We start from the raw sequence: 24,180 nt of genomic DNA, 5'->3' as shown, positions 1-24,180 counted from the left end.
TTCGCGCTACATTCGCCCTTATGCCTCGTTTCTCTCCGCTTCTGTTGCTGCTGGCTACGGCCTGCGTGCCGCTGGGTACGCCCATCACCGACCCCAACGCCGCCCGCCGGCCCGCCACGCCCGGCCAGCGGCCCCCTGAGTATTACGCCGATAAAACCCTGCGCTACGAGGACGCCACCTACGACCCCAACGTGCAGACGGTGCAGTGCTACGTGCCTACCGGCCAGGCCAATGAGGTATTTAGCCCGCCGGTGGTGGCCCTGAGTGGCGGGGCCATGCCGGTGCTGGAGTTTGATGTGCTGGGCGGGCAGGGGCAGCGCCTTACAGCCAAGCTGGTACACTGCGACCTGAACTGGCAGCCTTCGGTGTTAACGGATATGCAGTTCCTGAGTGAAATCAACGAGCAGAATATCACCAATTACCGGGCCTCTATCAACACCAAAGTGCCCTACTACCACTACCAGCTGCAGATGCCGCGGGTAAAGCTTTCGGGCAACTACCTGTGGCTGGTGCAGGGGCCGGGCGGCACGCCGCTGCTCAGCCGCCGGGTGCTGGTGTACGAGGAAGGGGGCGTGCAGATTGCCATGAAGCAGGGCATTCCCGTGGCCGGGCAGGAGCGCTACACGTTGCAGCAGGTAGATTTTGGCATTCGCTACAACATGAACCTGCTCAACCCGGCCCAGGAGGTGAAGGTAATTCTGCGCCAGAATTTCCGCTGGGACAATGCCCACTACAACCTGCGCCCCACCTTCGTGCGCGACGCCGAGCGGCAGCTGGATTATCAGTATTTCAACTTCGAAAACGCCTTTCCGGCCCTGAGCGAGTTCCGGTTTTTCGACCTGCGCACGTTCCGGAGCCTGGGCGTAGGCGTGGCCCGCCTCGATGCCGAAGCCTCGCCCCGCACCGCCCTGCTCCAGCCCGAGGCTACCCGCAACGGCCAGCGCTACTCCCAATACGACGACATTAACGGGCAGCGTGTGATTGAAAGCCGCGAATACGGCAACGGCGACACTTACGGCGAGTACCTCGATGTAACCTTCCAGCTCCGCAGCGAGCAGCCGGCCCCCGGCCCCGTGTACGTGCTGGGCGCCCTCACCGACTGGCAGTTGAAAGATGAGTTTAAGCTTACCTACGATGCCCAGAACCAGCAGTATACGGGCCATGCTCTGCTGAAGCAAGGTTACTACAACTACCTCTACGCCACTCAAACTGCCCAGGGGCCCAACAGCGTGTACTGGGAAGGCAGCCACCAGGAAACCGAAAACCAGTACGATCTGCTGGTATACTACCGTCCGCCCGGCACCCGCACCGACCTGCTCATCGGCTACCAGCGACTGGACGTGAATCAGCGCCAGCCGTAACTCCCGAAGCAGACACGGCACCCCTGTATCAGGGGTGCCGTGTCTGCTTCGGGGCAGTAGAGAGGCACTACGGATGATTTTGCTTCACCACCGCATTATTCTCGCGCCCGTCCTGCACTACGGTGCTCGATTCGTTGAAGCCACCCTGGTAGGTAGCGGCGTTGTTGAGAATACCGGCCTGCTGCTGAATAGCCAGGCCCTGGTTATTGTCCTGGTCGATGTAGGCCCGGTGCTCATATCCGCTGCTTTGGGTTTGATAGGCGCGGTTCTGGCTCCCATCCTGCTCAACCACAGCTTCACTCATGGAGCTGCGCTGCCGCTGCTCGGCAAGGTTGCGGTTACCCGTTTGGGCAGCCCGGGCTACGTTATCGAAAGCTTCCTGCAGCTGCGTGAGGCTGTTGTCGTTGCCGGTTTGGGTGCCGGTGGCCCGGTTGCCTACGTCCCGCTGCCGTTGCAGGGCAGTGTTGCGGTTGCCGCTTGCCGTAGCTGAGGCATCCAGGCCCGAGCCCAACTGGTCCTGCGTGGTTTGGTTGTTGTTGCCTGTCTGTTGAATATCGGCTCTGAGTACACGGCCCCGCTGCTGCTGCGTGGCTGCGTTGCTGTTGCCGGTTTGGGCTGCGCTGGCCGCGGCTGTGCCGTCCTGGGTCTGGGTAATGGCGTTGCGGTTACCGGTCTGTACGGCAATAGCCCGACCACCCGTCCAGGGGCCCAATTGGGTTTGCGTTTGGGTTACGGTGTTGCGTGTGCCCGACTGCAGCGAGCCGGCCTCGTAGTTGGAACCGTTTTGGGTTTGGGCCGCCACATTGAGCGTACCGGCCTGCGCTGCGCCGGCCGTATGGCTGGTTCCCGTCTGCCGGACGCTGATTTTGTTCTGGTCACCGGTCTGGTAATCGAGGGCGCGGTTGTTGTCGCCCACTTGCTGCACCGTAGTCAGGTTGTTTTGGGCGTGTACGGTGGTAATCGGCAGCAAGCCAACGGCGGCACACAGTACGGGAAAGAGTAGCTTTTTCATACAGGAATTGATTGGAGTTGGATAAGTGTGTTAGTTAAGAATTTATATTTATAATACAAAAATATAAGTAAATATTTATAAAAATATACCAATGATACTTAGCCATTGACTTGGTGAGGGCCTGGCAAGTGCCTTTCTGTAAAAAATACGTTACTACCTAACAGTACTGACCGATGCTAGTGGTAGGGGTTGGCTGCCTATGGTTGAGTTACGTAAGCACAGGCTCTCACTCCGTTTCTTTCTGCATGTCGCATTACAACCTGATTCTGGTGGTACTGGGGGTGGCTATTCTGGCTGTGGCCTGGCTGCCTTCCCTGCTCAAGCAATACCCGCTGTCTTATCCCATCCTGTTCGTTGGCTTGGGTATGCTGGTGTTCGGGCTGCCACTGGGCCTGCCCAACCCCGATCCGGTTGAGCACTCCACCTTCACCATGCACCTGACCGAAATTTGTGTAACGGTAGCCCTGACGGGTACAGGGCTCAAAATCGACCGTCGGTTTTCGCTCTGGCGCTGGCGGGCCCCCCTGCAGCTGGTGCTGGTGCTCATGGTAATTACCATTGCCGTATTTGCAGTAGTGGCCTGGAAGCTGGGCGGATTGCTGCCAGCTTCGGCGGTGCTGCTGGCCGCCACGCTGGCCCCCACCGACCCTGTGCTGGCCGGCGACGTGCAGGTGGGTAAGCCCGGGGAAGGTGGCGAAGACAATGTGCGTTTTTCCCTCACCGGGGAGGCCGGGCTGAACGACGGACTGGCTTTTCCATTTGTGCACTTGGCCCTGGTGCTGGTAGCCACTACTTCTCTGCAGCTGGGGCAGGAGCTGGTACACTGGGCCTGGCTGGATGTGGGGTACCGTACCGGCATGGGCATACTGGGTGGCTGGCTGGCGGGCTGGGTACTGGCCTTGCTCATATTTGATCTGCCTCACCGCATTCGTATCAGCCCGGAGGCGTACGGTTTTGTGGCCCTGGCTGTCACGCTCACGGCCTACGGCCTTACCGAGCTGGTGCATGGCTACGGGTTTCTGGCTGTGTTTGTGGCCGCTCTAACCTTGCGCGCCCACGAGCGAAGCCACGAGTACCATACCGAGATGCACGAGTTTACCGACCAGCTGGAGCGGCTGCTTATTGTAGTAATCCTGATCCTGTTCGGCGGGGCCATTGTGCGCGGTCTGCTCGGGCCGCTTACCTGGAGTGGGGCGGCGCTGGGCCTGTTTCTGCTGCTGATTTTGCGGCCCCTGGGCGGAATTCTCACCCTGGGGCGTAGCCGCGTAACCTGGCCCGAGCGGCTGGTAATTTCCTTCTTTGGCATCCGGGGTATCGGCTCGTTTTTCTACTTGGCTTTCGCGTTGCACGAGGCCTCCTTCGCCGAGGGCCGAACCCTGTGGGCCATTACGGGTTTCACGGTGCTGGCTTCCATTGTGCTGCACGGAGTACTGGCTACCCCCGTCATGGACTGGCTGGACCGCCGCCACGGCCGGCCTACGGCGGTGGAGCTGGAAAAGCAGCACCAGCAGGAGCAACCCGCTTCCTGATTCGGCGGTGGATAAGCTGATTTGGCAAGGAATTGGGATAAAGATGATGATGCACCTGTAACCTTTCCTCCGATCAGGCTCGTTGCAGGCGTATCCCGCCCACCTAACTGTACTTTTCCCATGCAACCTATGCTCTCTTTTGCGCTGCGCTCCGGCGCCACTTTGGCCCTGCTACTCCCTCTTAGTGGTGCGCACCTTTCCGCCAGCCGGCCCGCGTATCTGCCCGCGCTACCCGTGCAGGGCGCCCAGCCCGACCCCCAGGTGGTAGCCCAGTTTGGCCTGCTCGATAACGCCAAGCTGCAATCCTACATTGATGAGAAAGGCATGCAAATGGGGCGCATTTCCGACCGGCCCGCTGATGTGAAAGGCTTTACCATCGTCGATTCGCCGATTATCAATGCCTTTGCCACCCCCGACGGTCACGTGTACTTCACCCGCGGCATTATGGCCCATTTCAACAACGAGGCCCAGTTCAGCGGGGTACTGGGCCACGAAATCGGGCACATTACGGCCCGCCACGGCCAGAAGCAGCAGACGCGCTCCACCATTGCCAACGGGGCCCTCATTCTGGGTTCCATCCTGTCCAAGCGGGTCGCTTCCATTGCCCAGCCCGCCTCGCAGGTGGTGGGGCTGGGCCTGCTCAAGTACGGCCGCGACGATGAAAACGAATCGGACAAGCTGGGCGTGAAATACTCCAGCAAAATCGGCTACGACCCGGCGTCCATGGCCGACTTTTTCCTGACCCTGCAGCGCACCGAGCAAAGCAGCGGCGCAGCTACGCTGCCCACCTTTCTGTCCTCGCACCCCAACTCCGCCGACCGGTACACCAACGTGAAAAAGCTGGCCCAACAGGCCGAGCAGCAAGCCGGCCGCCAGCTCGCCGTGAATCGGGACCAGTACCTGCGCCTGATTGACGGCCTGCCCTACGGCGACAACCCCCGCGAAGGTTATGTGGAAAGCAGCGTGTTCTATCATCCCGACCTGAAATTCCAGTTCCCGCTCCCCCAGGGCTGGAAAAGCCAGAACTCGCCCAGCCAGTTTCAAATGGCCGAACCCAATGGTAAAGCCGTAATTATTCTGTTGCCGGGCGGCAACAAAGGCCTGCAGGAAACCGCTCAGGCGCTGGCCCAGCAGCTAAACCTGCAAAGCCCCCAGGCCAGCCAAACCACCATTAACGGCTTTCCAGCCATTGCCATCCAGGGCGACCAAGTGGGCCAGAATCAACAGACTGGCCAGCAGGGCATCACGGCCCGCACGCTCAGCTACCTCATTCAGGATGGGCAAAACATTTACGCCTTTGTGGGCCTGACTTCGCCTGCCGATTTTGAAACCTATGCTCCCCAGTTTCAGCGCACGGCCCAGGGCTACCGCCGCCTCACCGATGCCAGCAAGCTCAACCGCCAGCCCGAGCGGATCCGCATCCGTACGGCCAAAGCCGGCCAGACGCTGGCCTCGGCGCTAGCCGCCAACGGTGTGCCCAGTAAGCGGTACGAGGAGCTGGCCATTGTCAATGGCATGAAAACCACCGATAAGATGACGGCTGGAATGCTGTTTAAAGTGGTAGGGAAGTAGTCTAATTTTATTTCTTCCAATGAAAGAGCCGGGACAATATTCCTGGCTCTTTTTGTTTCAGAACAGCTGGATTATATGGTGACGATTTTCTGTGTGAAAAATTAATAGCAAGCGACTCTCCTCCGGAGGAGTAGAGTAAAATTCGAATTGCCTCCTGATGAATACAGGAAAAATAGCCGCCAATTGTTTCGATTTCTGTTCGATGTATAACCGAATACTGTGGCAGCTGTGGGTAATTCGTAGGAATTATTCCTAAAGATTTTCCTGCGCTAATCCACTCTGTAAAGTTTGAATAAGCAACTGATTCAGATGCAGCCTTACTTATAATATTTGTTACTGGGTCTGCAGCGACAATATAGGAAGTATTCAGTGGTTCAGTTATTTCTATTGCCAAATAAGGCCAATCATCTAGTTGATGGCAGAAATCCTTATTCCAGTGAGAGTCTAATTGAATAATCAGCACCAATCTATCTACTTCCGGTATGAACGCATAGCTCCATATAGAATCATGTAGCGTGATTTGCTGTAATAAATGAGGAAAGGATGTACTGGCTGCTTTGTTCCAAATGGATATTCCATTGATTAAGGTTTCCGTTAGCCATTTGGGTAAAGTACCGTTTTGCATGATGAAAATAACTAAAAACGCCCCAGCCGATTTGTTCGGTTGGGGCGCTTAAGTTACTGGTTGCTGCTTAAGAAACGGCGTTAGGCTTTCTTCACAAACTCGGTTTTGATGACGAGTAGGCTACCACCGGCCCGGCCTTCAATTTCGGTAGCCGAGTTGGTGAGGCGGATGTTTTTGACCACGGTGCCGCGCTTCAGAGCTTGGGCCATGCCTTTTACCTTCAGGTCTTTGGTGATGGTCACCGCGTCGCCCTCCGCGAGCAGGTTGCCGTTGCTGTCTTTTACGTCCATGAGGTTAGCGAGGAGCTGGTAGCATGTGTTGGATAAGACCGGGCAACGATACGCGAAGCAAAGGCTTCGCGCTACAATCGTCCACGAAATCCGTGTAATCCGAAAAATCCGTCTAAATCCGTGATCAGACGTTGAAGCGGAAGTGCATGATGTCACCGTCCTGCACCACGTACTCCTTGCCTTCTACGGCCATTTTGCCGGCCTCCTTAATTTTTACCTCGGTTTTGTACTCCTGGTAGTCGGCCAGCTTAATTACTTCGGCCCGGATAAAGCCTTTCTCGAAGTCGGAGTGGATAACGCCGGCGGCCTGGGGGGCTTTGTCGCCTTTGTGAATGGTCCAGGCGCGTACTTCCTGCACCCCGGCCGTGAAGTAGGTAATGAGGTTGAGCAGAGAGTAGGAGGCCCGGATCAGGCGGTTCAGGCCCGATTCGGTGAGGCCGTACTCGGCCAGGAACATTTCCTTCTCCTCCGGGTCTTCCATCTCGGCAATCTGCGACTCAATAGCAGCCGATACCAGCACTACATCGGCCCCTTCCTGGGCTACGTGGGCCTGCAGGGCGGCGGTGTGGGCGTTGCCGGTAGTGGCGCTGGCCTCATCCACGTTGGCCACGTAAATCACGGGCTTCACGGTGAGCAGCTGCAAATCCGCTACGGCTTCCAGCTCCTCGGGCGTGGCCTGCACGGCGCGGGCGTTCTGGCCGGCCTCCAGGGCAGCCTTGAACTTCTGCAGAGCCGCCACTTCCTTTTTGGCTACAGCGTCGCCGTTCTTCGCGGAGCGCTCCGATTTTGCCAGCTTTTTATCGATACTCTCCAGATCTTTAATCTGCAGCTCGGTATCAATTACGTCCTTGTCGAATACGGGGTCAACGCCGCCGGCCACATGCACGATGTTGGGGTCGTCGAAGCAGCGGATAACGTGGATAATGGCATCTACCTCCCGAATATTGGCCAGGAACTTGTTGCCCAGGCCTTCGCCCTTGGAAGCCCCTTTCACCAGCCCGGCAATATCCACAAACTCAATGATGGTGGGCAGCACGCGCTTGGGGTTTACCAGCTGCTCCAGAATCTGGAGGCGCTCATCGGGCACGGTAATCACGCCCACGTTCGGCTCAATGGTGCAGAACGGGTAGTTGGCCGACTCGGCCTTGGCGTTGGAAAGAGCGTTGAAGAGCGTGGATTTGCCCACGTTGGGCAGGCCCACGATACCGCAGCGGAGACCCATATGACGGTGAAATAGTGAAGTAGTGAGATGGTAAACTGCACCAGCGGCGCAATTCGTGGCGCAAAGGTACGGGGCTTTTTCCAAGGAAGCATGGGCAGGCCGTAGCGCGCAGCTCCGCTTCGCGCACGAGCAAAGCGAGTAACAGACGGATGACGCGGTACCAGGGTACTCGCTCGTGCTCCGTAGCGCGAAGCTGCGCGCTACGGAGCACGAGCGGAGCGGGTATCCAATCCTGCACCATGCGCGTGGGAACTCGCCGGCGGCTCGTGCGCGAAGCGGAGCTGCGCGCTACCAACGCACGACGGCGCGCCAGGGCCGAAGCCGGGCGCGCCGTGCGGTGGGAAGTGAGTAAGGAAATGCTTGAGTACGTAGGACGTGTTTCGCTAGACTTCCGGGGTGTAGAGGTTAATAATTGTCGTCGGTGCGGGTGTAGCCGCCTTCCCGCTCGTCGTAAGCAGGGCGGGGGCGGTCCAGCTCGGCTACTTCCTCGGGAGTCAGTAGCTCCTCGCGTACGTAATCCACGGCATCCTGCAGAGCATCTACAAACTTGAGAAAGTCTTCCTTGTAAAGGAAAATCTTGTGTTTCTCGTACGAAAAGGTATCATCGTCGCGCAGGCGGCGTTTGCTTTCCGTAATGGTCAGATAGTAGTCCTGGCCGCGGGTAGCTTTCACGTCAAAAAAGTACGTGCGCTTGCCGGCTTTAATGCGCTGGGAGTAAATTTCTTCCTGGTCGTGACGGTCTTCCACAGGTCCTTCTAGTAAAGTTTTGTTATTCCAAGATGATTGAAGTTCCTCGCAAAATACGTGTTTTTCTGTAGATAGTAAAATTTTAAGGCCGGTATTTTCCTATTCCGGGACCATTGCCAGATCAGAAGAGGTTATCCTTATGAAAACCTGAAAATCAGCCCGGCTCTTGTAAGCCTATATATAGTATTAAGGCAAGATTATTTGTGCCAGTTGATAGATAGAAAATACTGAATGATTGTAGCTGGCTGACCTGGAAAGGCATGGTGCAGGCGGTATTTCGGGGGTATTCGCCGCTTAGGCACCCAGCAACATGCCAGACTTGCTACTCGGATTGGGGTGGTAGCAGCCGGGCACCAAATCCATTGTACCTTGCTTGTGTACCGTCTTTATTGCCATGGCCCAACCGCTTGACCTTGCCGCTGTTCGTTCCTTCGAGAATCTGGAATTTCTGGCCCGCCAGCTGGTAGAAGGGTTCATTACGGGCTTGCACCAGTCACCCTACCACGGGTTTTCAGTGGAGTTTTCGGAACACCGCCTCTACAATCCCGGCGAAAGTACCCGCCACCTCGACTGGAAAGTGTTTGCCCGCACCGATAAGCTGTTTGTGAAGCGCTATGAGGAAGAAACCAACCTGCGCTGCCACTTGCTGCTGGACGTGAGCCCCAGCATGTACTACCCGGCCCCCAGCTACGATAAGCTGCGGTTCTCGGTGCTGTGCGCGGCAGCCCTTACTACGCTGCTGCAAAAGCAGCGCGACGCGGTAGGCCTCGTCACGTTTGCCGAGCAAGTGGAGCTGCAAACGCCCGTGCGCTCTACCAGCACCCACCGTCACACTTTGCTGCTTACCCTGCAACAGCTGCTGGAGCGGCCCGCTGCGGCCCAGCGTGCCCGCACCAACGTAGCCAGTGTTATTCATACTATTGCTCAGCAAATTCCGAAACGCTCGTTGGTACTACTGTTTTCGGATATGCTGGGCCGCGGCCCCGAGGAGCAGACCGAAGCCCTGGCGGCTTTGCAGCACCTGCGCCATCAACACCATGAGGTACTGCTGTTTCATGTAATGGACCGTGCCACCGAGGCCGATTTCAACTTTCAGGACCGGCCTTATTTGTTCGAGGATCTGGAAACCGGTCAAACAGTGAAGCTGCAGCCCAGCCAGGTGCGGGAGCAGTACCAGGCCGCCATGCGCCGGTATGAGCAGGAACTGGCCTTACGCTGCGGGCAATATAAAATCGACTTCGTGCCTGTGGATATCCGGGAGCCGTTTGACCGGGTATTGTATGCGTATCTGGTGAAGCGGGGCAAAGTGCGCGGGTAGGGGCTACCTTCGTGTTGCAGCCCGGGGTTCTGGGGGCCAATTCGCTTATTTTGTTGCTGTATGTCGCTGGCTGATCTTCTGTTTCCCCTTCTGTTTGTCTGTCCACTTTCAGCGGTTATTACCGTGTACATTGCGCATATGTATGGCCGCCGGTTTTGGCCCTGGCTGCTGTTCGGGTTCTTTGTGCCCTTCGTATCCACATTCATTGCCATTGGCCTGGGCATACGGGAGGCCCGCCGCCGCGAAGCCAACGGCGAAACCAACGACTAAACCCGGAATAGAGAAACGGTACTTCCTGCCGGACTCCAGCCCCCAGCCCTGAAATGATAGATGCCTGCTCCCTGCTAGTGGCGCAGGCATCTATCATTTCAGGGCTGGGGGCTGGAGTCCGGTTGCGCTGCCAATGGCAGGGGCTGCCGCTACTCAGCGGGCAAGTTATCCAACGACTGCCAGAGGTATTTGCTGGCAAGCGTACGGTAGGGCCGCCAGGGTTCGGCCAGTTCCGTCATTCGCTTGAGCAGGGCGCGGCCGGTTTCCGGCAGGTTGTAGTGCCGGCGCATGGCGTTCTGAATGCCCAGGTCGCCCTCCGGAAACACATCCGGCTGATTCAGCGGAAACATCTGTAGCATCTGAGCCGTCCAGCGGCCTACCCCTTTAATCTGGGTAAGGTGGCGCGTAAACTCATCGTCGGAGAGCTGGCTCAGGTGGGCATGGTCGAGTTGGTCGCGCTGGGCAAACTCGGCAATAGCGCGGAGGTAGCCAGCTTTCTGCCGCGAAATACCCGCCGCCCGCAGGTCTTCATCCGTGAGCAGAAGCAGGGCCGCTGGCTCCGGATAGCCGTCGGGGGGAAATAAGGCCTGCACCTTGCGCCAGATGGCGGCTGCCGCTTTGGTTGAAATCTGCTGGCCTACAATAGCCCGCAGCAACGCCAGATACAGGTCTTCGTGTGCGGCTGGCTCAATGGGGCGGCCTCGGTCAATCAGGGCCGCCAGCACTGGGTCGGCGGCACGCAAATGCTGCAAAGCATCGGGGTGATGGGAGAGAGGGAAGGATGTCATTGAAAAAAGCAGCTGGGGATAAGGTTACACCGGGGCAATATCCAGGCGGGAAGTGGGCACTGCAAACTCCGTCAGCAACTCGCCGGCTGCCGTGAGGCGCACGGCCGTAAGATAAAGCCCCAGATAGGCTCCGGTATCCACGTAGAGCGTGTTGGAAGTGGCATCAAAGCTGGTTTGCCCATCGGTAGTGGGCGTGTGCCCCACCACCTGGCGACGACCCAGGTTGCGCAGGGGGCCTCGCCGCCACAGCACGCCCTGGGGGTTATCGGGGTCGAGGGGGGTGGCAGTATCCGCAAATCCAGCATGACTGACGACAACCTGCTCGTTCTCCCAGAACAGGGGCCGCTGGCTTAGCCAGGCCAGATGCGGCTGTAGTACATTCAGCCGGGCCTGATACTGCTGCACCGTGGCGCGGCCGCCCCACTCCAGCCACGGCAGATTGGGCCCCTGGGGACCGTAGTGTTTTAGCATTTCCAGCTCGTGGTTGCCCCGCAGAAATACCGTGCGGCCCGGATGGGCCGCTTCCAGTTCCCGGGCCAGTTGCACGCACTCCGGGGCAAAGCGGCCCCGGTCAATCAGGTCGCCGGTTTGCACCAGCAACTCCGTGGCCGGTTGCCAGTGCGTGAGCAATTCCCGCAGCGTGTGGTAGCAGCCATGCACATCACCAACAATAAATAAATTCATGAAGCAATTCGACAATGCGGAAGCGTATAGAATAAGGGAATGCGCCGGGCCGGGAATGGCCTGTTGCCTGGCCCAGCGCACTGGTAAGGGGTTCAGCTGGCGCTAGAGCGCCGCCAGAGCCGCGTTCAGGCGCTCCAGCATGGCATCGTCTACGTCCAGGTGCAGGACAAAGCGAATCATCTGGGGCCCAAATGAGGACGCCTTGATGCCGTGCCCCTCCAGATGAGCCAGGAACTGCTCGGCGGGCATCGTCTCCTGGAGCCGGAAGATAACAAGGTTGGTCTCCACCGGCAGCACTTCGGCTACGTACCGTTGTGCGGCCAGCGTCTGGCCTACTTGCCGGGCGCGGCGGTGGTCGTCGGCCAGGCGCTCCACGTGGTGGTGTAGGGCGTACAGGCCGGCCGCGGCCAGGTAGCCGGCCTGGCGCATTCCCCCGCCCATTACCTTACGAATCCGCTTGGTTTTCTGGATGAACGCGCGGCTGCCCAGCAACACCGAGCCTACCGGCGCGCCCAGGCCTTTGCTCAGGCACACTGAAATGGTATCAAACAAACGCCCGTACTCGCGGGCATCCTGGCCGGTAGCCACCAGAGCGTTGAATACCCGCGCCCCATCCAGGTGCAGCGGAATCTGGTGGCGCTGAGCAATTTCGGCAATGGCTGCAATTTCGGCCAGCTCGTAGCAACTGCCACCCCCGCGGTTGTGAGTGTTTTCCAGGGAAATCAGGCTGGTAGTGGGGTAATGCACATTCACGGGCCGAATGGCCGCCTCCACCTGCGCAGCCGTGAGGCGGCCCCGGTTGCCGGGCAGCAGGGCCACCGAAGCCCCTGAATGGAAGGCAATACCCCCTACTTCCCAGAGGTAGATGTGCGAGGTCTGCTCACAGATTACCTCACTCAGCGGCTCGGTGTGGGCCTTAATGGCAATCTGGTTGGTCATGGTGCCGCTGGGACAAAACAGGCCGGCTTCCAGCCCGAACCGGTCGGCGGCTTCCTGCTCCAGGGCGCGCACTGTCGGGTCTTCTTCGTACACGTCGTCGCCCACGCGGGCCTGCAACATGGCCTCCAGCATGGCCGGAGTAGGGCGGGTTACGGTGTCGGAGCGCAGGTCGATAAGAGAATCAGAGGTCATAAACGGAAAGGGAAAAATGGGAAAGGTTTCCCGGTTTCAAATTTAGTCGTTACTTTTGCCCCTCATTTACAGAAAGACTTAAACCGACCCGGAAAAATGAGCGTTACCCGTCTGAAGCGGAAGCACCGCAAGAACATTGCCCGCGCTAACAACAAGCAGCGCATCATCAAGCAACTGCTCCTCACCCCCGTACTGAAAAACGTGGACCTCGAAGAGCTGAAGTCTCGCTTCACCAAAAGCGAAGCTAAAACCGAAGCCGCTGCTTAAGCAAGCTTCCCGCTGACTTGCCCGTCCCGGTGTCGGTGGGTCCTAAGTCAGAAATCACAAAGCGCTTTTCCCGGCAACGGGGGAAGCGCTTTTTTGTGGCCTCGTGGCAGGCCGTAGAGCTGAAGCCCTACTCACTTCGGCCCCAACTCCACGGCCTGCAGATTTTGTACCCTGCCCCCGGCTACGTCAAACCGCAGCATCGTCCGTACCTTATGGAAGCCGTGACGGCCGGCGGCCCCGGGGTTGAGGTGCAGCAGGCCCAGGCGTGCATCCGGCATTACTTTCAGGATATGGGAGTGGCCGCTGATAAACAAGCCCGGTTGCCGCTCCAGCACCAGGGCCCGGCCGGCGGGGCTGTAGTGGCCGGGATAACCGCCAATGTGCGTTATGAGCACGCGCAGGCCTTCCAGCTCGAAATCCTGCACCAAAGGCTGAGTCAGGCGTACGTCGCGGCCATCAATGTTGCCGTACACGCCGCGCAGGGGAGCTACTGTTTCCAACCTGGCAATAACCTCCGCCGTGCCGAAGTCACCGGCGTGCCAGATTTCGTCGCACCCCTGCAAATGGTGCAATATCCGGTCGTCGAGGTAGCTGTGCGTATCCGAAAGCAGCCCTATTTTTTTCATGGCGCGAAGGTAATGGCCAGTTGCTGAACGTGGTGCTGGAGGGGTAGCCGGCCGCGGTCCGCTGCCATAGGGCCGGTTCTTCGGGGCTGACCAGCACCGGGTTGCCAGGTGGGTTCTGCCGGGGTAGCAACTGAACCGCGCGCATCCCGTATCTTGCCCGGCCCCGGGCGCTTTCGTTTCCGGGGAAATATGCTGTGTTTTGCAGCACCCCGCCTGTAGTCCTTTTTGCCCTCCAGATTACCCCGCGATGAACGTCTTCATCAACGATATTCCGCTGATTATCAAAAAGAACAGCGAAAAAGTGTTCAAGCACAAGTATGACCTGATTCTAAATCCGGAGGACGAGTTTATCTCCAAGGATTTGATTGGGGATGTGCTGGTGCGTGACGTGACGGACGTGTTTGTGGACCGGCTGCTGCGCCTGATGGAGGTGAAAAAGCTCAAAAAGCTGACCTCTCTGACGCTGCTGGCCCGCAAGAAAAAACGCCTGATTCTGCACCTGAAGGACCAGTTCAAAATTGTAAAAGCCGCCGGAGGCCTGGTGGTAAAAGACGGTCAGGTACTGATGATTTTCCGCCTGGGCAAATGGGATTTGCCGAAGGGCAAGCTCAAGAAAGAAGAAGACCCGGCCCTGGGGGCGTTGCGCGAGGTGGAGGAAGAGTGCAATATTCAGGTAGAATTGGGCGACAAGCTGCCCAGCACCTGGCACTCGTATGCATACAACGGCAACAAAATTCTGAAAAAAACGAACTGGTATATCATGCGTTGCCTCGACGACTCCCTGATGAAGCCTCAGGCCGAGGAATACATTGAGGAAGTACGCTGGATGTCGCCGCAGGAAGCCCTGAAAGTGCTCGATGAGTCGTACGCCAGCATTGCCCTGGTTGTGCGGCACTACCTGCGCGAAATTGCCGGGCAGGCACCCGCCAGCCAGGAATCTGCCAAATAATTTTTCGCCTTCATCCCATTTCGCCCATGCGTTTGTTCCGCTACTTCTCCTTTGCGTTGTTGGTATCTGGCGTTGCCGCCTGCAGTGGTTCCCAGTCGGCCTCGGAGTCCACGGGGCCGGTTACGGGGAGCGTAGAAGCCTCGCGCGCGGCGGCGGTGGACGTGCCAACGCTGGTGGGGCGCAACATTGATCAGGTACGTCGCACCCTGGGGCCGCCCCGCGAAACCCGCGACCAGAAGATAGGCCTCGAACCTACGGCCGACCAGATGAAGTCTACCCACGGTGAAGACTGGATCAATACGTTTGAGCGGAATGGCACCACAGTGGTGGCTACCTTCAATGCGCGCACCCGCAAAGTGCGCGACCTGGTAGTGGTGGGTACGGATGAGGACGAGCTGCTGCGCAATGCCAACCTCAGCCTCACGGCCCCCGGTTACATGGTGCTGCCCGTGGCTAACCCCAAAAACAACCGCGAAATTGTAGGAATGCGGGTAGTAGCCCGAAAGTAGGGAAGATAAAGCTAGTTGGTAGTAGGATAATGGAGTGAGGTAGTAGGATGAAGGATGCCGTTAAACGACTGTCCCTCATCCTACTACCTCACTCCATTGTCCTTCATCCTCTTTCGGGAGGTGGAACGGTACAAAATCGTCCACGTTGCCTCCGAAGCGGTGAATCTCGCGGATAATGGTGCTGCTGATGGCTGCCAATGCCGGCGAAGTAATCAGAAACACCGTTTCCAGCTCCGGATTAACGTGCCGGTTGGCTTGGGCAATAGTGTTTTCATACTCAAAATCGGTGGTGTTGCGCAGGCCGCGGAGTAAAAACCGGGCACCCACCTCGCGGGCAAAATCGGCAGTCAACCCCTTGTACGACCGCACCGAAACGTTGGGCTCCTGCTGAAATACCGATTCTATCATCAGCTGCATCTGCTCTACGGGCAGGTAGCGCTGCTTGCTGCTGTTATTACCGATGGCAATGATGACCTGATCAAACAACTCCGCGCCACGACGCACTACATCTAAATGTCCGTTCGTGAAAGGATCGAAGGAGCCGGGAAACAGGGCAATGCGCTTCATGTAGAGAGATGAATGAGGAGGTATGAGAGGAACTAGTGGAACCAAAGTGGCGCGGCCTGCTAAGCAGCGGCTAAAATTCGATGTTCAGGCTCGTTGTTAGCGCAGGTTGGTGAAGGTAAGCAAGCCCGCTCTCGTACTTCATTCGCACAGGTGTAGTGCATACAGCTCAAAGTAGCGGTACTCAAACAAATCGTTGAGCCGGTAGCTGTAGCCTAAATCGAAGGGGCGGTTGCCGAAGCGCAGGTTACGGATGTACTTGCGTAAGATGGTAAACAGCTCCGAGTCATGCATCAGGTCGCCCCACACCATTACCAGGTCCTGGTCGGGGTTGAGCTGCAGCTCCTGCATTACCAGAATGGTGTAATAAATAAGGTCCTCGGGCGTACTGAACGGGAAAATATTCAGGAATTCGGGCTGCTTGCCCCGTAAAGCCACGATGGTTACTTCCTGGTGGCCGATGCTGAGGTAGATCCGCCGGGCCGTGCCCTGCTCGCTTTGATGGGTAATGCCCTGGAGCAGGGCGCTGGACTGATGCACGAGCCGGCCCGTAGGGTATTGCCGCTCAAACCAGGCGCTCAGACGAGCATCGGCGGCAAACAAACTGGTGATATCCAAGCCAGGATGCGTGTAGGAGTGCACCGTTTCCTGCTGCGGATTGAGGGCATGGTGCAGGCGCAGGTAGGCAGCCTCGTCGCCGGCCCGAAACAAGGGGGCCGGCAGCAGCGTGAAGGCCCGGTTCTGCACGGCCAGCCGCACCCGGTTCCAGCCGGCCAGGCGCAGCAAATCGTGCTGCTCGGCACCAAGGGCGTGCAGCTGAGCGGCCAAGGATATGTCGGCCTCGGGCGCGGCGTACTCATCCAGGGCCACAAACTTGTTGCGGCGCACATCGGCTACGCCCAGGCGCAGGCCCGCCGGGCCTGCCGAGAGGTAGAGATTATAGGCCGCGGGGTTCTCCAGGTCCAGTGTTTCGTCGCGCAGGCGGTGCAAGGCAACCGGTGGCACCGTGACAGTAGCAGTGGACATAGGCACAAAACAGCAGTAAGCAGGGGAGAAGGTAGAAGCCGGAGCAGCACAGCGCGGTAATTCCGGACGCTAAAGGTACGAATGCCAGCCTACTGAAACCGTACCTGTGGGATGAACACATCATCGGTACTGATGATGTCGCGGAGTACAGGATGCACCTGAGACGGCAGCAACTGACCTAGCGCCCGGGGCTTCACGAACTCCAGGTGCGTCAGCAGTTGCGTGTCGGGGCCGTGCTCCGGGTCGTGGCCCAGGCGAGGTACGGCCCCGGGAGTGCTCAACTGCACTTCGAAAAACAGCTCCAGGGCCTGCAGGCCGGGGCTGCTGAACTCGTGCAGGTGCAGGAAGCGGCCGACTGTTACGGTTAGGCCGGTTTCTTCTTTGAACTCGCGCTCCAGGCAATGCTGCAGGGTTTCGCCAAACTGCCAGCCGCCGCCCGGCGGCGACCAGAACGGCAGGTTGTGGGGCAGTAAGCCCCGGTGCGCAGTCAGGAGCAGGGCCCCATCCTGCACCAGCAGGCCGCACACCCGCACGCGGGCTACTCCGGCGTAGGCCTGCAACAGCGGGTCCGAAACGGAAGCGTCAGAAGAATGCATAACAGAGAAAAAAATCAGGAGGCCAAAGCTACGTGCTTCCCCGCAAACGCCGGTTAGCTGGGCGTAGTGCGCAGGCTGGCCAGATGGGCCTGTCGCCGGGCCGCCCGGCGCTGCCGCCAGCGCCGCAGGTGGCTCAGCATCCAGACAACGGTGCCCAGGGCCAGCGCAGCTACCAGTACCGGCACCAGCAGCCCCAGCACCGAGCCCACTATGGCCAGCAGATTTTCCAGGGTAGCCAGCACGGGGTTGCCCAGGCCCGCCGTAGTGGCCGTGGAGCCCGCCCGCAGCAGGGAAGTGCCCGTTTGGATGATGCCGGCCGTGCCCCCGCCCACCAGAATGCCCAGTCCCCAGCGCAGCATGGGCGGCAGCTCAGGCAGGGCGGAAGTCATGAGAATGGTGCCGGCAATAAACGAGGCCGGCCCGGTAAGGGTATCCAGCACGTTATCGACTACCGGAATGTAGTAGCCCAGAATTTCGGCTACCGTGGCCGTACCCAGGGCTGCTACGGCCGGCCAAGTGCCCAGCCAGGCGAACCCCGAGGCCGGCGTAAGGTAGCCGGTACGGTAGGCCAGCGAGGCAGCCAGCAGCGGCACAAATACCCGAAAGCCACTGCACGCGGCCAGAGCCAGGCCCAGGGCGCCAGCCAGCAGATAGTCAAGGTGTTGCATAAGAAGGCGAAAGTGGGCAGAAACTGCATAACCCCTGCCAACAGGAGCTACTCGCTAAAATATACAACTTTGCAGCCCCATGACCACCGACTCTCTCGAAACCCGCATCCGCCGCAAGCTCACCCGCCAGCATTTTATGCACCATATTGGCGCCGACCTCACCTCTATTACCGAAGGCCGGGTGGAGGCTGAGTTGCAGCTGCAGCAACAGCACCAGCAGCATACGGGCTTTGCGCACGGCGGCCTGGTGGCTACCATGGCCGACCTGGTAGCGGGCTTTGCCGCCGTTACGCTGGTGCCTGAGGGCACGGGTGTGGTAACGGTGGAGCTGAAAACCAGCTACCTGCACCCGGGAGTGGGGCAGCGGCTGCGGGCCGTGGGTTGGGTGCTGAAAGCCGGACGCCGCCTGCACTTCTGCGAAGCAGAGGTGTGGTGCGATGCGCTGCTTATTGCCAAAGCCACTGCCACCATGGCCGTAGTCGAGCCGGTTGGCGGATGAATTAGTTAGTATGCATGTATCGGATTATGACGATTTATTCTCACCTTGAAATGGCAGAATGGCTCCCGGCCGGTTCCTACTACCCGTTATGAAATGGATTATTATACTATTGCTACTCGTGCTGAGCAGGCCCCTGCTGGCGCAGAAGCAGTACTGGAATGCCGACTATGATTCGCTGTACTACACGCTGAAGCAGCAGTCCGCCGACACGGCCCGCGTCCGGACACTGGTGCATTTGCTGCGCGTGACGGAGCTTTCGGAGCCCACTCGCCGCGTTCAGGCCACCGAGCTGGTGGCCGAGCTGCTGCGGCTGAATGCCCGCACCCGACAGCTGCCTACTGAAGCTCCGTACCAGGAGCTGCAGGCCGGCCTGCGGCTGTGGCAGCAGGAGCAGTATACCGGGGCCCTGGCCGCCATGCAGCAGGCCATTGAGCTGTTCGATGAAGCCGGTCAGCCGGTTCCCGCTTTGCTGATTGACCTGGCCCCCATCTACAACAAGCTACGGGACTCTGACCGGCGCTTTGCCTACTTCAGCCGCAAGCTGCAGCAGTACCGGGTGCATGGGCCCCGAGAAAACGAGGCCGCCTGCTACGTGGTGCTGGGGGGCACCTACCGGCACCGCGGCGACTACAACCAGGCTATCAGCCACTACCTGCACGCCGCCGATTTGCTGCGGCACTTCAACCGTCGTTTGTTTAGTAATGAGCTGATGGTAGCAGGTAGCACGTACGCCGAGTGGGGCAATACGCGCAAGGCGCTGTATTATCTGCAACAGGCATCCATCTGGAATGATAAATCGAAGATAGCCGGGCTGCAGCGCTTCTACTCCGAGCATGCCGTTGCCAACCTTTACCTGCAGCTGCAGAACCTGCCGGCCGCGGCCCGCTTTATCGACAAAGCCCTGCAAACTGCCCGGGCCGACTCCCTGAACTCGGGAATTTATACTGCCTATGCCCTAATTCTGCAGAGCCAGCTGCTGATAGCCCGACAGCAGCCCGCTGCGGCACTACCGCTGCTGCGCCGGGCCCAGCAGCTGTCCGACTCCCTGCAGATGGACATTACCGGGCGGCCCGGGGAGTTTGCCCTGGATGCCACCTGGGCCCGATATTATACCGCTTTAGGTAACTATCCGCCGGCCGAAAAACACTGGCAAAAAGCCTATGCGCTGGCCACGGCGGCTAACTTTCAGATGCTTCGCCCTAAATACCTGCGGGAGCTGGTACGGTTTGAGGCTGCCCACGGTACGCCTGCCAAAGCCCAGCAGTACAGCCTGGCCTACCTCGCGCTGCAGGATACGCTCAACAAGATGCAGGGCGGCAACCTGCTGGCCCAATACGAGGGCGAACGGATAGAGCAAAAGCAAAACGAGCAAATTGCCAGGCTCCGCCAGGAAAAGGAGTTGCAGGCCCTGCGGCTTCGGCAGCGTAATCAGCTGCTGGCGGTAGCTCTGCTGGCCTTAGTGCTTATTTCGGGACTGGGCGTGATGGTATACCGGCAGCTGCAAACCAACCGCCGCACGCTGGCCCAGCTGCGCCAGACTCAGAACCAGCTGGTGCAGTCAGAGAAGTGGGCGTTTGTGGGCGAGGTGTCGGCGGGTATTGCCCATGAGCTGCAGAATCCACTCAATTTCATGAAACGCTTTGCTGAGGTAAGTACTTCCCTGGTCGATAACATGGACCACAAAACGGGTACTCCGGCACTGGAGCAGGAGATATTGCTGGGACTGCGCCAGAATCTGCAGGAAATCAGCCAGCACGGCATCCGGGCCTCGGCCATCATCAAGGATATGCTGGAGCACGCCCGCACTGGTACCGGTCAGCGCATCACCACCGACCTGAATGCCCTGGTGCTGGAGTACCTGCAGCTGGCCCGGCAAAGCCAGGAGTTTCGGGAAAGCGCGGCGGTAGTAGGGGTAGAAACCAGTCTCTCGCCCGATTTGCCCCCTGTGCCCGTAGTGCCACCCGATATGGGTCGGGTGCTGCTGAACCTGTTCACGAATGCGTTCTATGCCGTAACCCAGCGCCAGCAGTCCGGAGAGCCTAACTACGAGCCCATGGTACGGGTGGATAGTAGCCTGGTGCCCGGGGCCGTGCAGGTGCGCGTGCACGACAACGGCACCGGCATGCCCGAGGAGGTGCGCAACAAAGTGTTTGAGGCCTTCTTCACCACTAAGCCCTTAGGCGAAGGTACTGGCCTGGGCCTGTCCCTGTCCCACGATATTGTGAAGGGCCACGGCGGAACCATCAGCGTGGCCTCGGAAGAGGGCCGGGGTACTCAGTTCACCATCACGCTGCCTACAAAGTGAGGTAAGTGGGAATTCTGTACGCACCCGCTTCCCCTCGTACCTTTGCGGTATGCTCTCCGTCAGAACCCCTTCCGTCCGCGACTATTTTCCGTATGAGCCTACCCAGGACCAGGCTACGCTGTTTCAGCAGCTGGATGGGTTTCTGAAAGACCAGCTGCCGGGGCGCAAGGCGTTTGTGCTGCGCGGCTACGCGGGTACCGGCAAAACCACCGTAGTAAGCGCCCTGGTGCAGTGGCTGCACCAAATGGGCCGCAAATACACCCTGATGGCTCCTACCGGTCGGGCCGCCAAGGTAATGAGCACTTATTCGGGGGTGGCGGCCAGCACCATCCACAAGAAAATCTACCGCCAGACCAGCGGCTCGCCGGCCCAGGGCCTCTCGTTCCAGCGCCAGCCCAACCGCGCCCAGGATACGCTGTTCATCGTGGATGAGGCCTCCATGATTTCCGACGAAAAGGCGTTCGGGGAAAACGGCCTGCTCGACGACCTGATGAACTACGTGTTCGAGAAGCCCTCGAACCGGCTGCTGCTCATCGGCGACACGGCCCAGCTGCCGCCGGTAGGGCAGCTGCTCAGCCCGGCGCTGGATGCCGAACTGCTGCGCCACCGCTTTCGGGCCGAGGTGGGCTCGGTGGAGTTGCGCCAGGTAATGCGCCAAGCTGAGTCGTCGGGGATTCTGATGAACGCCACGGTGCTGCGGGAGGAGCTGCGGGAGGAACACCCGCACATTCAGTTCTTCACCAAAGGCTACCCCGATATTTTCTCCATGAGCGGCGACAAGCTGGAAGACGGCCTGCGCTGGGCCTACAAGAATTTCGGCCACGAAAACAGCACCATCATCTGCCGCTCCAACAAGAACGCCAACCAGTACAATCAGTACATCCGGCGCATTCTGTTTGAGGCCGAGGACGAAATAGAGTCGGGCGACTACCTGATGGTGGTGCGCAACAACTACTACTGGCTGCCCAAGGATTCGGACATCGGGTTTCTGGCCAACGGCGACTTTGTGCAGGTAGTCAAAATCATCCGGCGCACCGAGGAGTTCGGGTTTCGCTTTGCCGACGCCCGCGTGCGGCTGGTAGACTACCCCGATGAGCCCGACATGGAGATAAAGCTGCTGCTGGATACCCTGCACACCGAAAGTCCCGCCTTGCCCGCCGACCGGAGCAAGGCCCTCTACGATGCCGTGAGTGCCGATTATGCCCACCTCGAAACCAAGAGGGACCGCACGGCGGCTTTGCGAAAGGACCCGTTCCTGAATGCCTTGCAGGTGAAATTTGCCTACGCCCTTACCTGCCACAAAGCCCAGGGCGGGCAGTGGCAGGCCGTATTCGTCGACCACGGCTTTCTGAAAGAAGATATGGTGAACAGCGAGTTTGCCCGCTGGCTCTACACGGCCGTTACCCGCTCCTCCGAAAAGCTGTTCCTGCTTAACTTCAACAAGAATTTGCTGGGCGACGCGGCCGAGGAATAGGCGGACATTCCGAGTGAAGTGAGGAATCTGAGTTAATCGTGCGGGTGGTCAACTCAGATTCCTCACGCTGCTCGGAATGACACCATGCCAATCAGAATGATGGCTCCGGTAAAAAACAGAACCCAAACCGGCCGCCCTGATGTTATGCTTAGCGCAGGCTTCACCGGCTCGGGTAAAAACTGGCACGTAACTTGGCTGGGCGGCTGAAACGCCTATTTTTGCTTACCTTCCACACGCATCTTACGCATTCATCCCATGAAAAAAGCGCTTATTCTGGCCCTTTCGCTGTCGGTGATGGGCCTGGCGGCTCAGGCCCAAACGGCCGCCGTACAACCAGCCAACGCTCAAACTAAAGTAGCTGGCCCGCAAATCCAGTTCGAGGAAATGAAGTATGACTTCGGCTCCGTACATACCGGTGATGTGGTAGAGCATACGTTCAAATTCAAGAACGTAGGCACTCAGCCGCTCATCATCTCTAACATTGGCGTAAGCTGCGGCTGCACCACTCCGGAATGGACGCGCGACCCGGTGATGCCCGGCAAATCAGGCTCTATTACCGCCAAATTCAACTCGTCCGGTAAGTTCGGGATGCAGAACAAAGTACTCACCGTGGAGTCTAACTCTGTAGGCGGCAATGCTATGGTATCGTTGGTGGGTGATGTGAAAGAGGCTGGTGCCACCGTATCGGCCGCTCCGGCTCCCGCTGCTTCCGACGTGGCCGCCCCCGCCGACACGAAAGATGCCAAGCAAAAGGTAAAAGCCGGCGACAATAAAATTAAAGCCAAGAAAAAGGCCTCCTAGCAGCCACTGCAGGCTGTAGATACACAAAAAAGCGGCTTGCCAGACCTGGCAAGCCGCTTTTTTGTGCCTGAAAGGCAACTCTACAGCTGCCGTGCCGCCAGCAGCAGCACAATCCAGCCGGCAATAAGCAGTACACCCCCGATGGGTGTAACGGCCCCCAGCTTGGTAATGCCCGTGAGACACAGCACATACAGCGAGCCGCTGAACACTACTACCCCGCCCAGCCATAGCCAGGCCACCGTACCCAGGTTGCGCAGCTCGGGCTTAATATGCAGCAGAATACCCAGTGCCAGCAGGGCCAGCGCGTGGTAAAACTGATAGCGCACGGCGGTTTCGAAGGTTTCGAAGCGGCTACTGGCCTCCAGCATCTTGCGCAGCCCGTGGGCCCCAAACGCCCCAATGCCCACGCCCAATGCACCCAGTAAGGCGGCCAGTTGAATAATCAGTCGTGCAGTCATTTTTAGTTGTTGGTTGTCGGTTGCTCGTTGTCAGTTGCAGTCATTTTTAGTTTTTCGTTGTTAGTTGCTCGTTGTCAGTTGCAGTCCTTCTTAGTTTTTCGTTGTTGGTTGTCAGTTGTCGGCACGAAGGCAACAGGAGCCCTGCTGCTGATAACTGACAACGAGCAACTGACAACTAAAAATTTATCTGGCCCCAAAAATAGCGCTGCCTACCCGGATGAGCGTACTGCCTTCCCCCAGGGCTAGGGGATAATCGGAGCTCATGCCCATGGATACTTCCCGGAAGCTTTCCTCATGAGCGAAATACAGGGCTTTTAGCTTATCAAAGTAGCCGCGCAGCATTCGAAACTCGCGGCGCAGCTGGTCTTCATCGGTAGTGAAAGTGGCTATGCCCATTACCCCGCTGAGGCGCACATGGCGGAGGTTGCGAAACTCCTCAGAACGCAGAATTTCCTCGGCCTCGGGCAGAGTGAGGCCGGTTTTGGTTTCCTCATCGGCAATATGAAACTGCAGCAGGCCCGCAATTTCGCGGTTGTATTTTGCGGCCTGCCGCTCAACCTCCAGTAGCAGCTTAAGGCTGTCGATGCTCTGGATAGTATGCACGAACGGAGCAATGTATTTTACCTTATTGGTTTGCAGATGCCCAATTAGGTGCCACTCCACATCGGCGGGCAGCTCGGGCTGCTTGGCCGTCATTTCCTGCACCCGGTTCTCTCCGAAAATGCGGGCTCCGGCCGCGTAAGCCACCTGCAGGCGCTCAACGGGGTGCGTTTTGGTAACCACCACCAGCCGGGCGCTGGTACCGCGGAGTTGCTCCTGAATGCGGTGAATGGAGTCGGCAATAGAATGCATAGGCTGAAAAGAGGGGTGCACCGGCCAAAAATACGGC

General features: G+C 58.6%; 27 protein-coding genes. 12 read left to right on the top strand and 15 right to left on the bottom strand.

What is annotated here, in order from left to right:
* The first annotated feature begins 20 nt into the window (after window positions 1–20).
* Window positions 21–1,361, top strand: coding sequence for a type IX secretion system plug protein (locus EI290_RS12965; RefSeq protein WP_125430930.1), 1,341 nt, complete (start codon window positions 21–23; stop codon window positions 1,359–1,361).
* A gap of 67 nt (window positions 1,362–1,428) precedes the next feature.
* On the opposite strand, the gene EI290_RS12960 is transcribed toward EI290_RS12965, so the two are convergent.
* Entirely contained in the window at window positions 1,429–2,373 is a 945-nt protein-coding gene (locus EI290_RS12960) for a hypothetical protein (RefSeq protein ID WP_125430927.1), read from the bottom strand.
* A gap of 245 nt (window positions 2,374–2,618) precedes the next feature.
* On the opposite strand from EI290_RS12960, the gene EI290_RS12955 reads away from it, so the two are divergent.
* Together EI290_RS12955 and EI290_RS12950 are read left to right on the top strand one after the other, a co-directional pair.
* Entirely contained in the window at window positions 2,619–3,902 is a 1,284-nt protein-coding gene (locus EI290_RS12955) for a cation:proton antiporter (protein WP_125430924.1), read from the top strand.
* Window positions 3,903–4,031: 129 nt separating this feature from the next.
* Window positions 4,032–5,474: a M48 family metalloprotease gene (locus EI290_RS12950; protein WP_246008945.1), complete on the top strand. Its 1,443-nt coding sequence runs from the start codon at window positions 4,032–4,034 to the stop codon at window positions 5,472–5,474.
* Window positions 5,475–5,481: 7 nt separating this feature from the next.
* Here EI290_RS12950 and EI290_RS12945 read toward each other — a convergent pair whose 3' ends face one another.
* The 4 genes from EI290_RS12945 to EI290_RS12930 form a co-directional block, all read right to left on the bottom strand.
* Window positions 5,482–6,099 carry a hypothetical protein gene (locus EI290_RS12945; protein WP_125430918.1) on the bottom strand — a complete coding sequence of 206 codons (618 nt, stop codon included), beginning with the start codon at window positions 6,097–6,099 and terminating at the stop codon, window positions 5,482–5,484.
* 80 nt (window positions 6,100–6,179) lie between these two features.
* Window positions 6,180–6,389: an alkylphosphonate utilization protein gene (locus EI290_RS12940; RefSeq protein ID WP_125430915.1), complete on the bottom strand. Its 210-nt coding sequence runs from the start codon at window positions 6,387–6,389 to the stop codon at window positions 6,180–6,182.
* 124 nt (window positions 6,390–6,513) lie between these two features.
* On the bottom strand, window positions 6,514–7,611 hold the full coding sequence (ychF, locus tag EI290_RS12935; protein WP_125430912.1) for a redox-regulated ATPase YchF: 1,098 nt from the start codon (window positions 7,609–7,611) through the stop codon (window positions 6,514–6,516).
* A 405-nt stretch (window positions 7,612–8,016) separates the two neighbouring features.
* Window positions 8,017–8,358, bottom strand: a complete 342-nt coding sequence (locus EI290_RS12930; protein ID WP_125430909.1) for a DUF3276 family protein — start codon at window positions 8,356–8,358, stop codon at window positions 8,017–8,019.
* A gap of 394 nt (window positions 8,359–8,752) precedes the next feature.
* Here EI290_RS12930 and EI290_RS12925 point away from each other — a divergent pair, with 394 nt between their 5' ends.
* Entirely contained in the window at window positions 8,753–9,676 is a 924-nt protein-coding gene (locus EI290_RS12925; protein WP_125430906.1) for a DUF58 domain-containing protein, read from the top strand.
* A 60-nt stretch (window positions 9,677–9,736) separates the two neighbouring features.
* Entirely contained in the window at window positions 9,737–9,946 is a 210-nt protein-coding gene (locus EI290_RS22240) for a hypothetical protein (RefSeq protein WP_148103636.1), read from the top strand.
* 149 nt (window positions 9,947–10,095) lie between these two features.
* On the opposite strand, the gene EI290_RS12920 is transcribed toward EI290_RS22240, so the two are convergent.
* The 3 genes from EI290_RS12920 to EI290_RS12910 form a co-directional block, all read right to left on the bottom strand.
* Entirely contained in the window at window positions 10,096–10,734 is a 639-nt protein-coding gene (locus EI290_RS12920) for a DNA-3-methyladenine glycosylase family protein (protein ID WP_125430903.1), read from the bottom strand.
* Window positions 10,735–10,758: 24 nt separating this feature from the next.
* Window positions 10,759–11,418, bottom strand: coding sequence for a metallophosphoesterase (locus EI290_RS12915; protein WP_125430900.1), 660 nt, complete (start codon window positions 11,416–11,418; stop codon window positions 10,759–10,761).
* Window positions 11,419–11,520: 102 nt separating this feature from the next.
* Window positions 11,521–12,549, bottom strand: coding sequence for a threonine aldolase family protein (locus tag EI290_RS12910; protein ID WP_125430897.1), 1,029 nt, complete (start codon window positions 12,547–12,549; stop codon window positions 11,521–11,523).
* Between the two features lie 96 nt (window positions 12,550–12,645).
* Between EI290_RS12910 and EI290_RS22460 the strand changes: the two genes are divergently transcribed.
* Window positions 12,646–12,816, top strand: coding sequence for a hypothetical protein (locus EI290_RS22460; protein ID WP_185816981.1), 171 nt, complete (start codon window positions 12,646–12,648; stop codon window positions 12,814–12,816).
* Window positions 12,817–12,947: 131 nt separating this feature from the next.
* Here the strand turns inward: EI290_RS22460 and EI290_RS12905 are convergent, their stop codons facing one another.
* Window positions 12,948–13,442, bottom strand: a complete 495-nt coding sequence (locus EI290_RS12905) for a metallophosphoesterase family protein (RefSeq protein ID WP_125430894.1) — start codon at window positions 13,440–13,442, stop codon at window positions 12,948–12,950.
* A 247-nt stretch (window positions 13,443–13,689) separates the two neighbouring features.
* On the opposite strand from EI290_RS12905, the gene EI290_RS12900 reads away from it, so the two are divergent.
* Window positions 13,690–14,391 carry an NUDIX hydrolase gene (locus EI290_RS12900; RefSeq protein WP_125430891.1) on the top strand — a complete coding sequence of 234 codons (702 nt, stop codon included), beginning with the start codon at window positions 13,690–13,692 and terminating at the stop codon, window positions 14,389–14,391.
* A 26-nt stretch (window positions 14,392–14,417) separates the two neighbouring features.
* Complete coding sequence (locus tag EI290_RS12895; protein WP_125430888.1) at window positions 14,418–14,900, top strand: hypothetical protein; 483 nt, start codon at window positions 14,418–14,420, stop codon at window positions 14,898–14,900.
* Window positions 14,901–14,975: 75 nt separating this feature from the next.
* On the opposite strand, the gene coaD is transcribed toward EI290_RS12895, so the two are convergent.
* The 4 genes from coaD to EI290_RS12875 all read right to left on the bottom strand — a co-directional run bounded on the left by coaD (window position 14,976) and on the right by EI290_RS12875 (window position 17,754).
* Entirely contained in the window at window positions 14,976–15,467 is a 492-nt protein-coding gene (gene coaD / locus EI290_RS12890; protein ID WP_125430885.1) for a pantetheine-phosphate adenylyltransferase, read from the bottom strand.
* Window positions 15,468–15,605: 138 nt separating this feature from the next.
* A complete protein-coding gene (locus EI290_RS12885) occupies window positions 15,606–16,490 on the bottom strand; it encodes a DUF3822 family protein (RefSeq protein ID WP_125430882.1) in 885 nt (294 codons plus the stop codon).
* 89 nt (window positions 16,491–16,579) lie between these two features.
* Window positions 16,580–17,086, bottom strand: coding sequence for an NUDIX domain-containing protein (locus EI290_RS12880; protein WP_125430879.1), 507 nt, complete (start codon window positions 17,084–17,086; stop codon window positions 16,580–16,582).
* A 53-nt stretch (window positions 17,087–17,139) separates the two neighbouring features.
* A complete protein-coding gene (locus EI290_RS12875; RefSeq protein WP_125430876.1) occupies window positions 17,140–17,754 on the bottom strand; it encodes a DUF4126 domain-containing protein in 615 nt (204 codons plus the stop codon).
* A 79-nt stretch (window positions 17,755–17,833) separates the two neighbouring features.
* Here EI290_RS12875 and EI290_RS12870 point away from each other — a divergent pair, with 79 nt between their 5' ends.
* From EI290_RS12870 to EI290_RS12855, 4 genes are all read left to right on the top strand, one after another.
* Window positions 17,834–18,253: a PaaI family thioesterase gene (locus EI290_RS12870; RefSeq protein ID WP_125430873.1), complete on the top strand. Its 420-nt coding sequence runs from the start codon at window positions 17,834–17,836 to the stop codon at window positions 18,251–18,253.
* 88 nt (window positions 18,254–18,341) lie between these two features.
* Complete coding sequence (locus EI290_RS12865; protein WP_185816980.1) at window positions 18,342–20,558, top strand: ATP-binding protein; 2,217 nt, start codon at window positions 18,342–18,344, stop codon at window positions 20,556–20,558.
* Between the two features lie 49 nt (window positions 20,559–20,607).
* Window positions 20,608–22,032, top strand: coding sequence for an ATP-dependent DNA helicase (locus tag EI290_RS12860; RefSeq protein ID WP_125430867.1), 1,425 nt, complete (start codon window positions 20,608–20,610; stop codon window positions 22,030–22,032).
* Window positions 22,033–22,287: 255 nt separating this feature from the next.
* Window positions 22,288–22,833: a DUF1573 domain-containing protein gene (locus EI290_RS12855; RefSeq protein WP_125430864.1), complete on the top strand. Its 546-nt coding sequence runs from the start codon at window positions 22,288–22,290 to the stop codon at window positions 22,831–22,833.
* An 80-nt stretch (window positions 22,834–22,913) separates the two neighbouring features.
* Here the strand turns inward: EI290_RS12855 and EI290_RS12850 are convergent, their stop codons facing one another.
* Window positions 22,914–23,291 (bottom strand): DUF423 domain-containing protein, encoded by a 378-nt coding sequence (locus EI290_RS12850; protein ID WP_125430861.1) that lies wholly within the window; start codon window positions 23,289–23,291, stop codon window positions 22,914–22,916.
* Window positions 23,292–23,474: 183 nt separating this feature from the next.
* Window positions 23,475–24,143, bottom strand: coding sequence for a YggS family pyridoxal phosphate-dependent enzyme (locus EI290_RS12845; protein WP_125430858.1), 669 nt, complete (start codon window positions 24,141–24,143; stop codon window positions 23,475–23,477).
* Window positions 24,144–24,180: the final 37 nt, after the last annotated feature.

Origin of the sequence: Hymenobacter metallilatus (genome assembly GCF_003944705.1) — a bacterium.
GTDB classification, from domain to species: domain Bacteria; phylum Bacteroidota; class Bacteroidia; order Cytophagales; family Hymenobacteraceae; genus Hymenobacter; species Hymenobacter metallilatus.
Note: the sequence above shows the minus strand (reverse complement) of the source record. Positions and strands in the feature narration are given on the sequence as shown.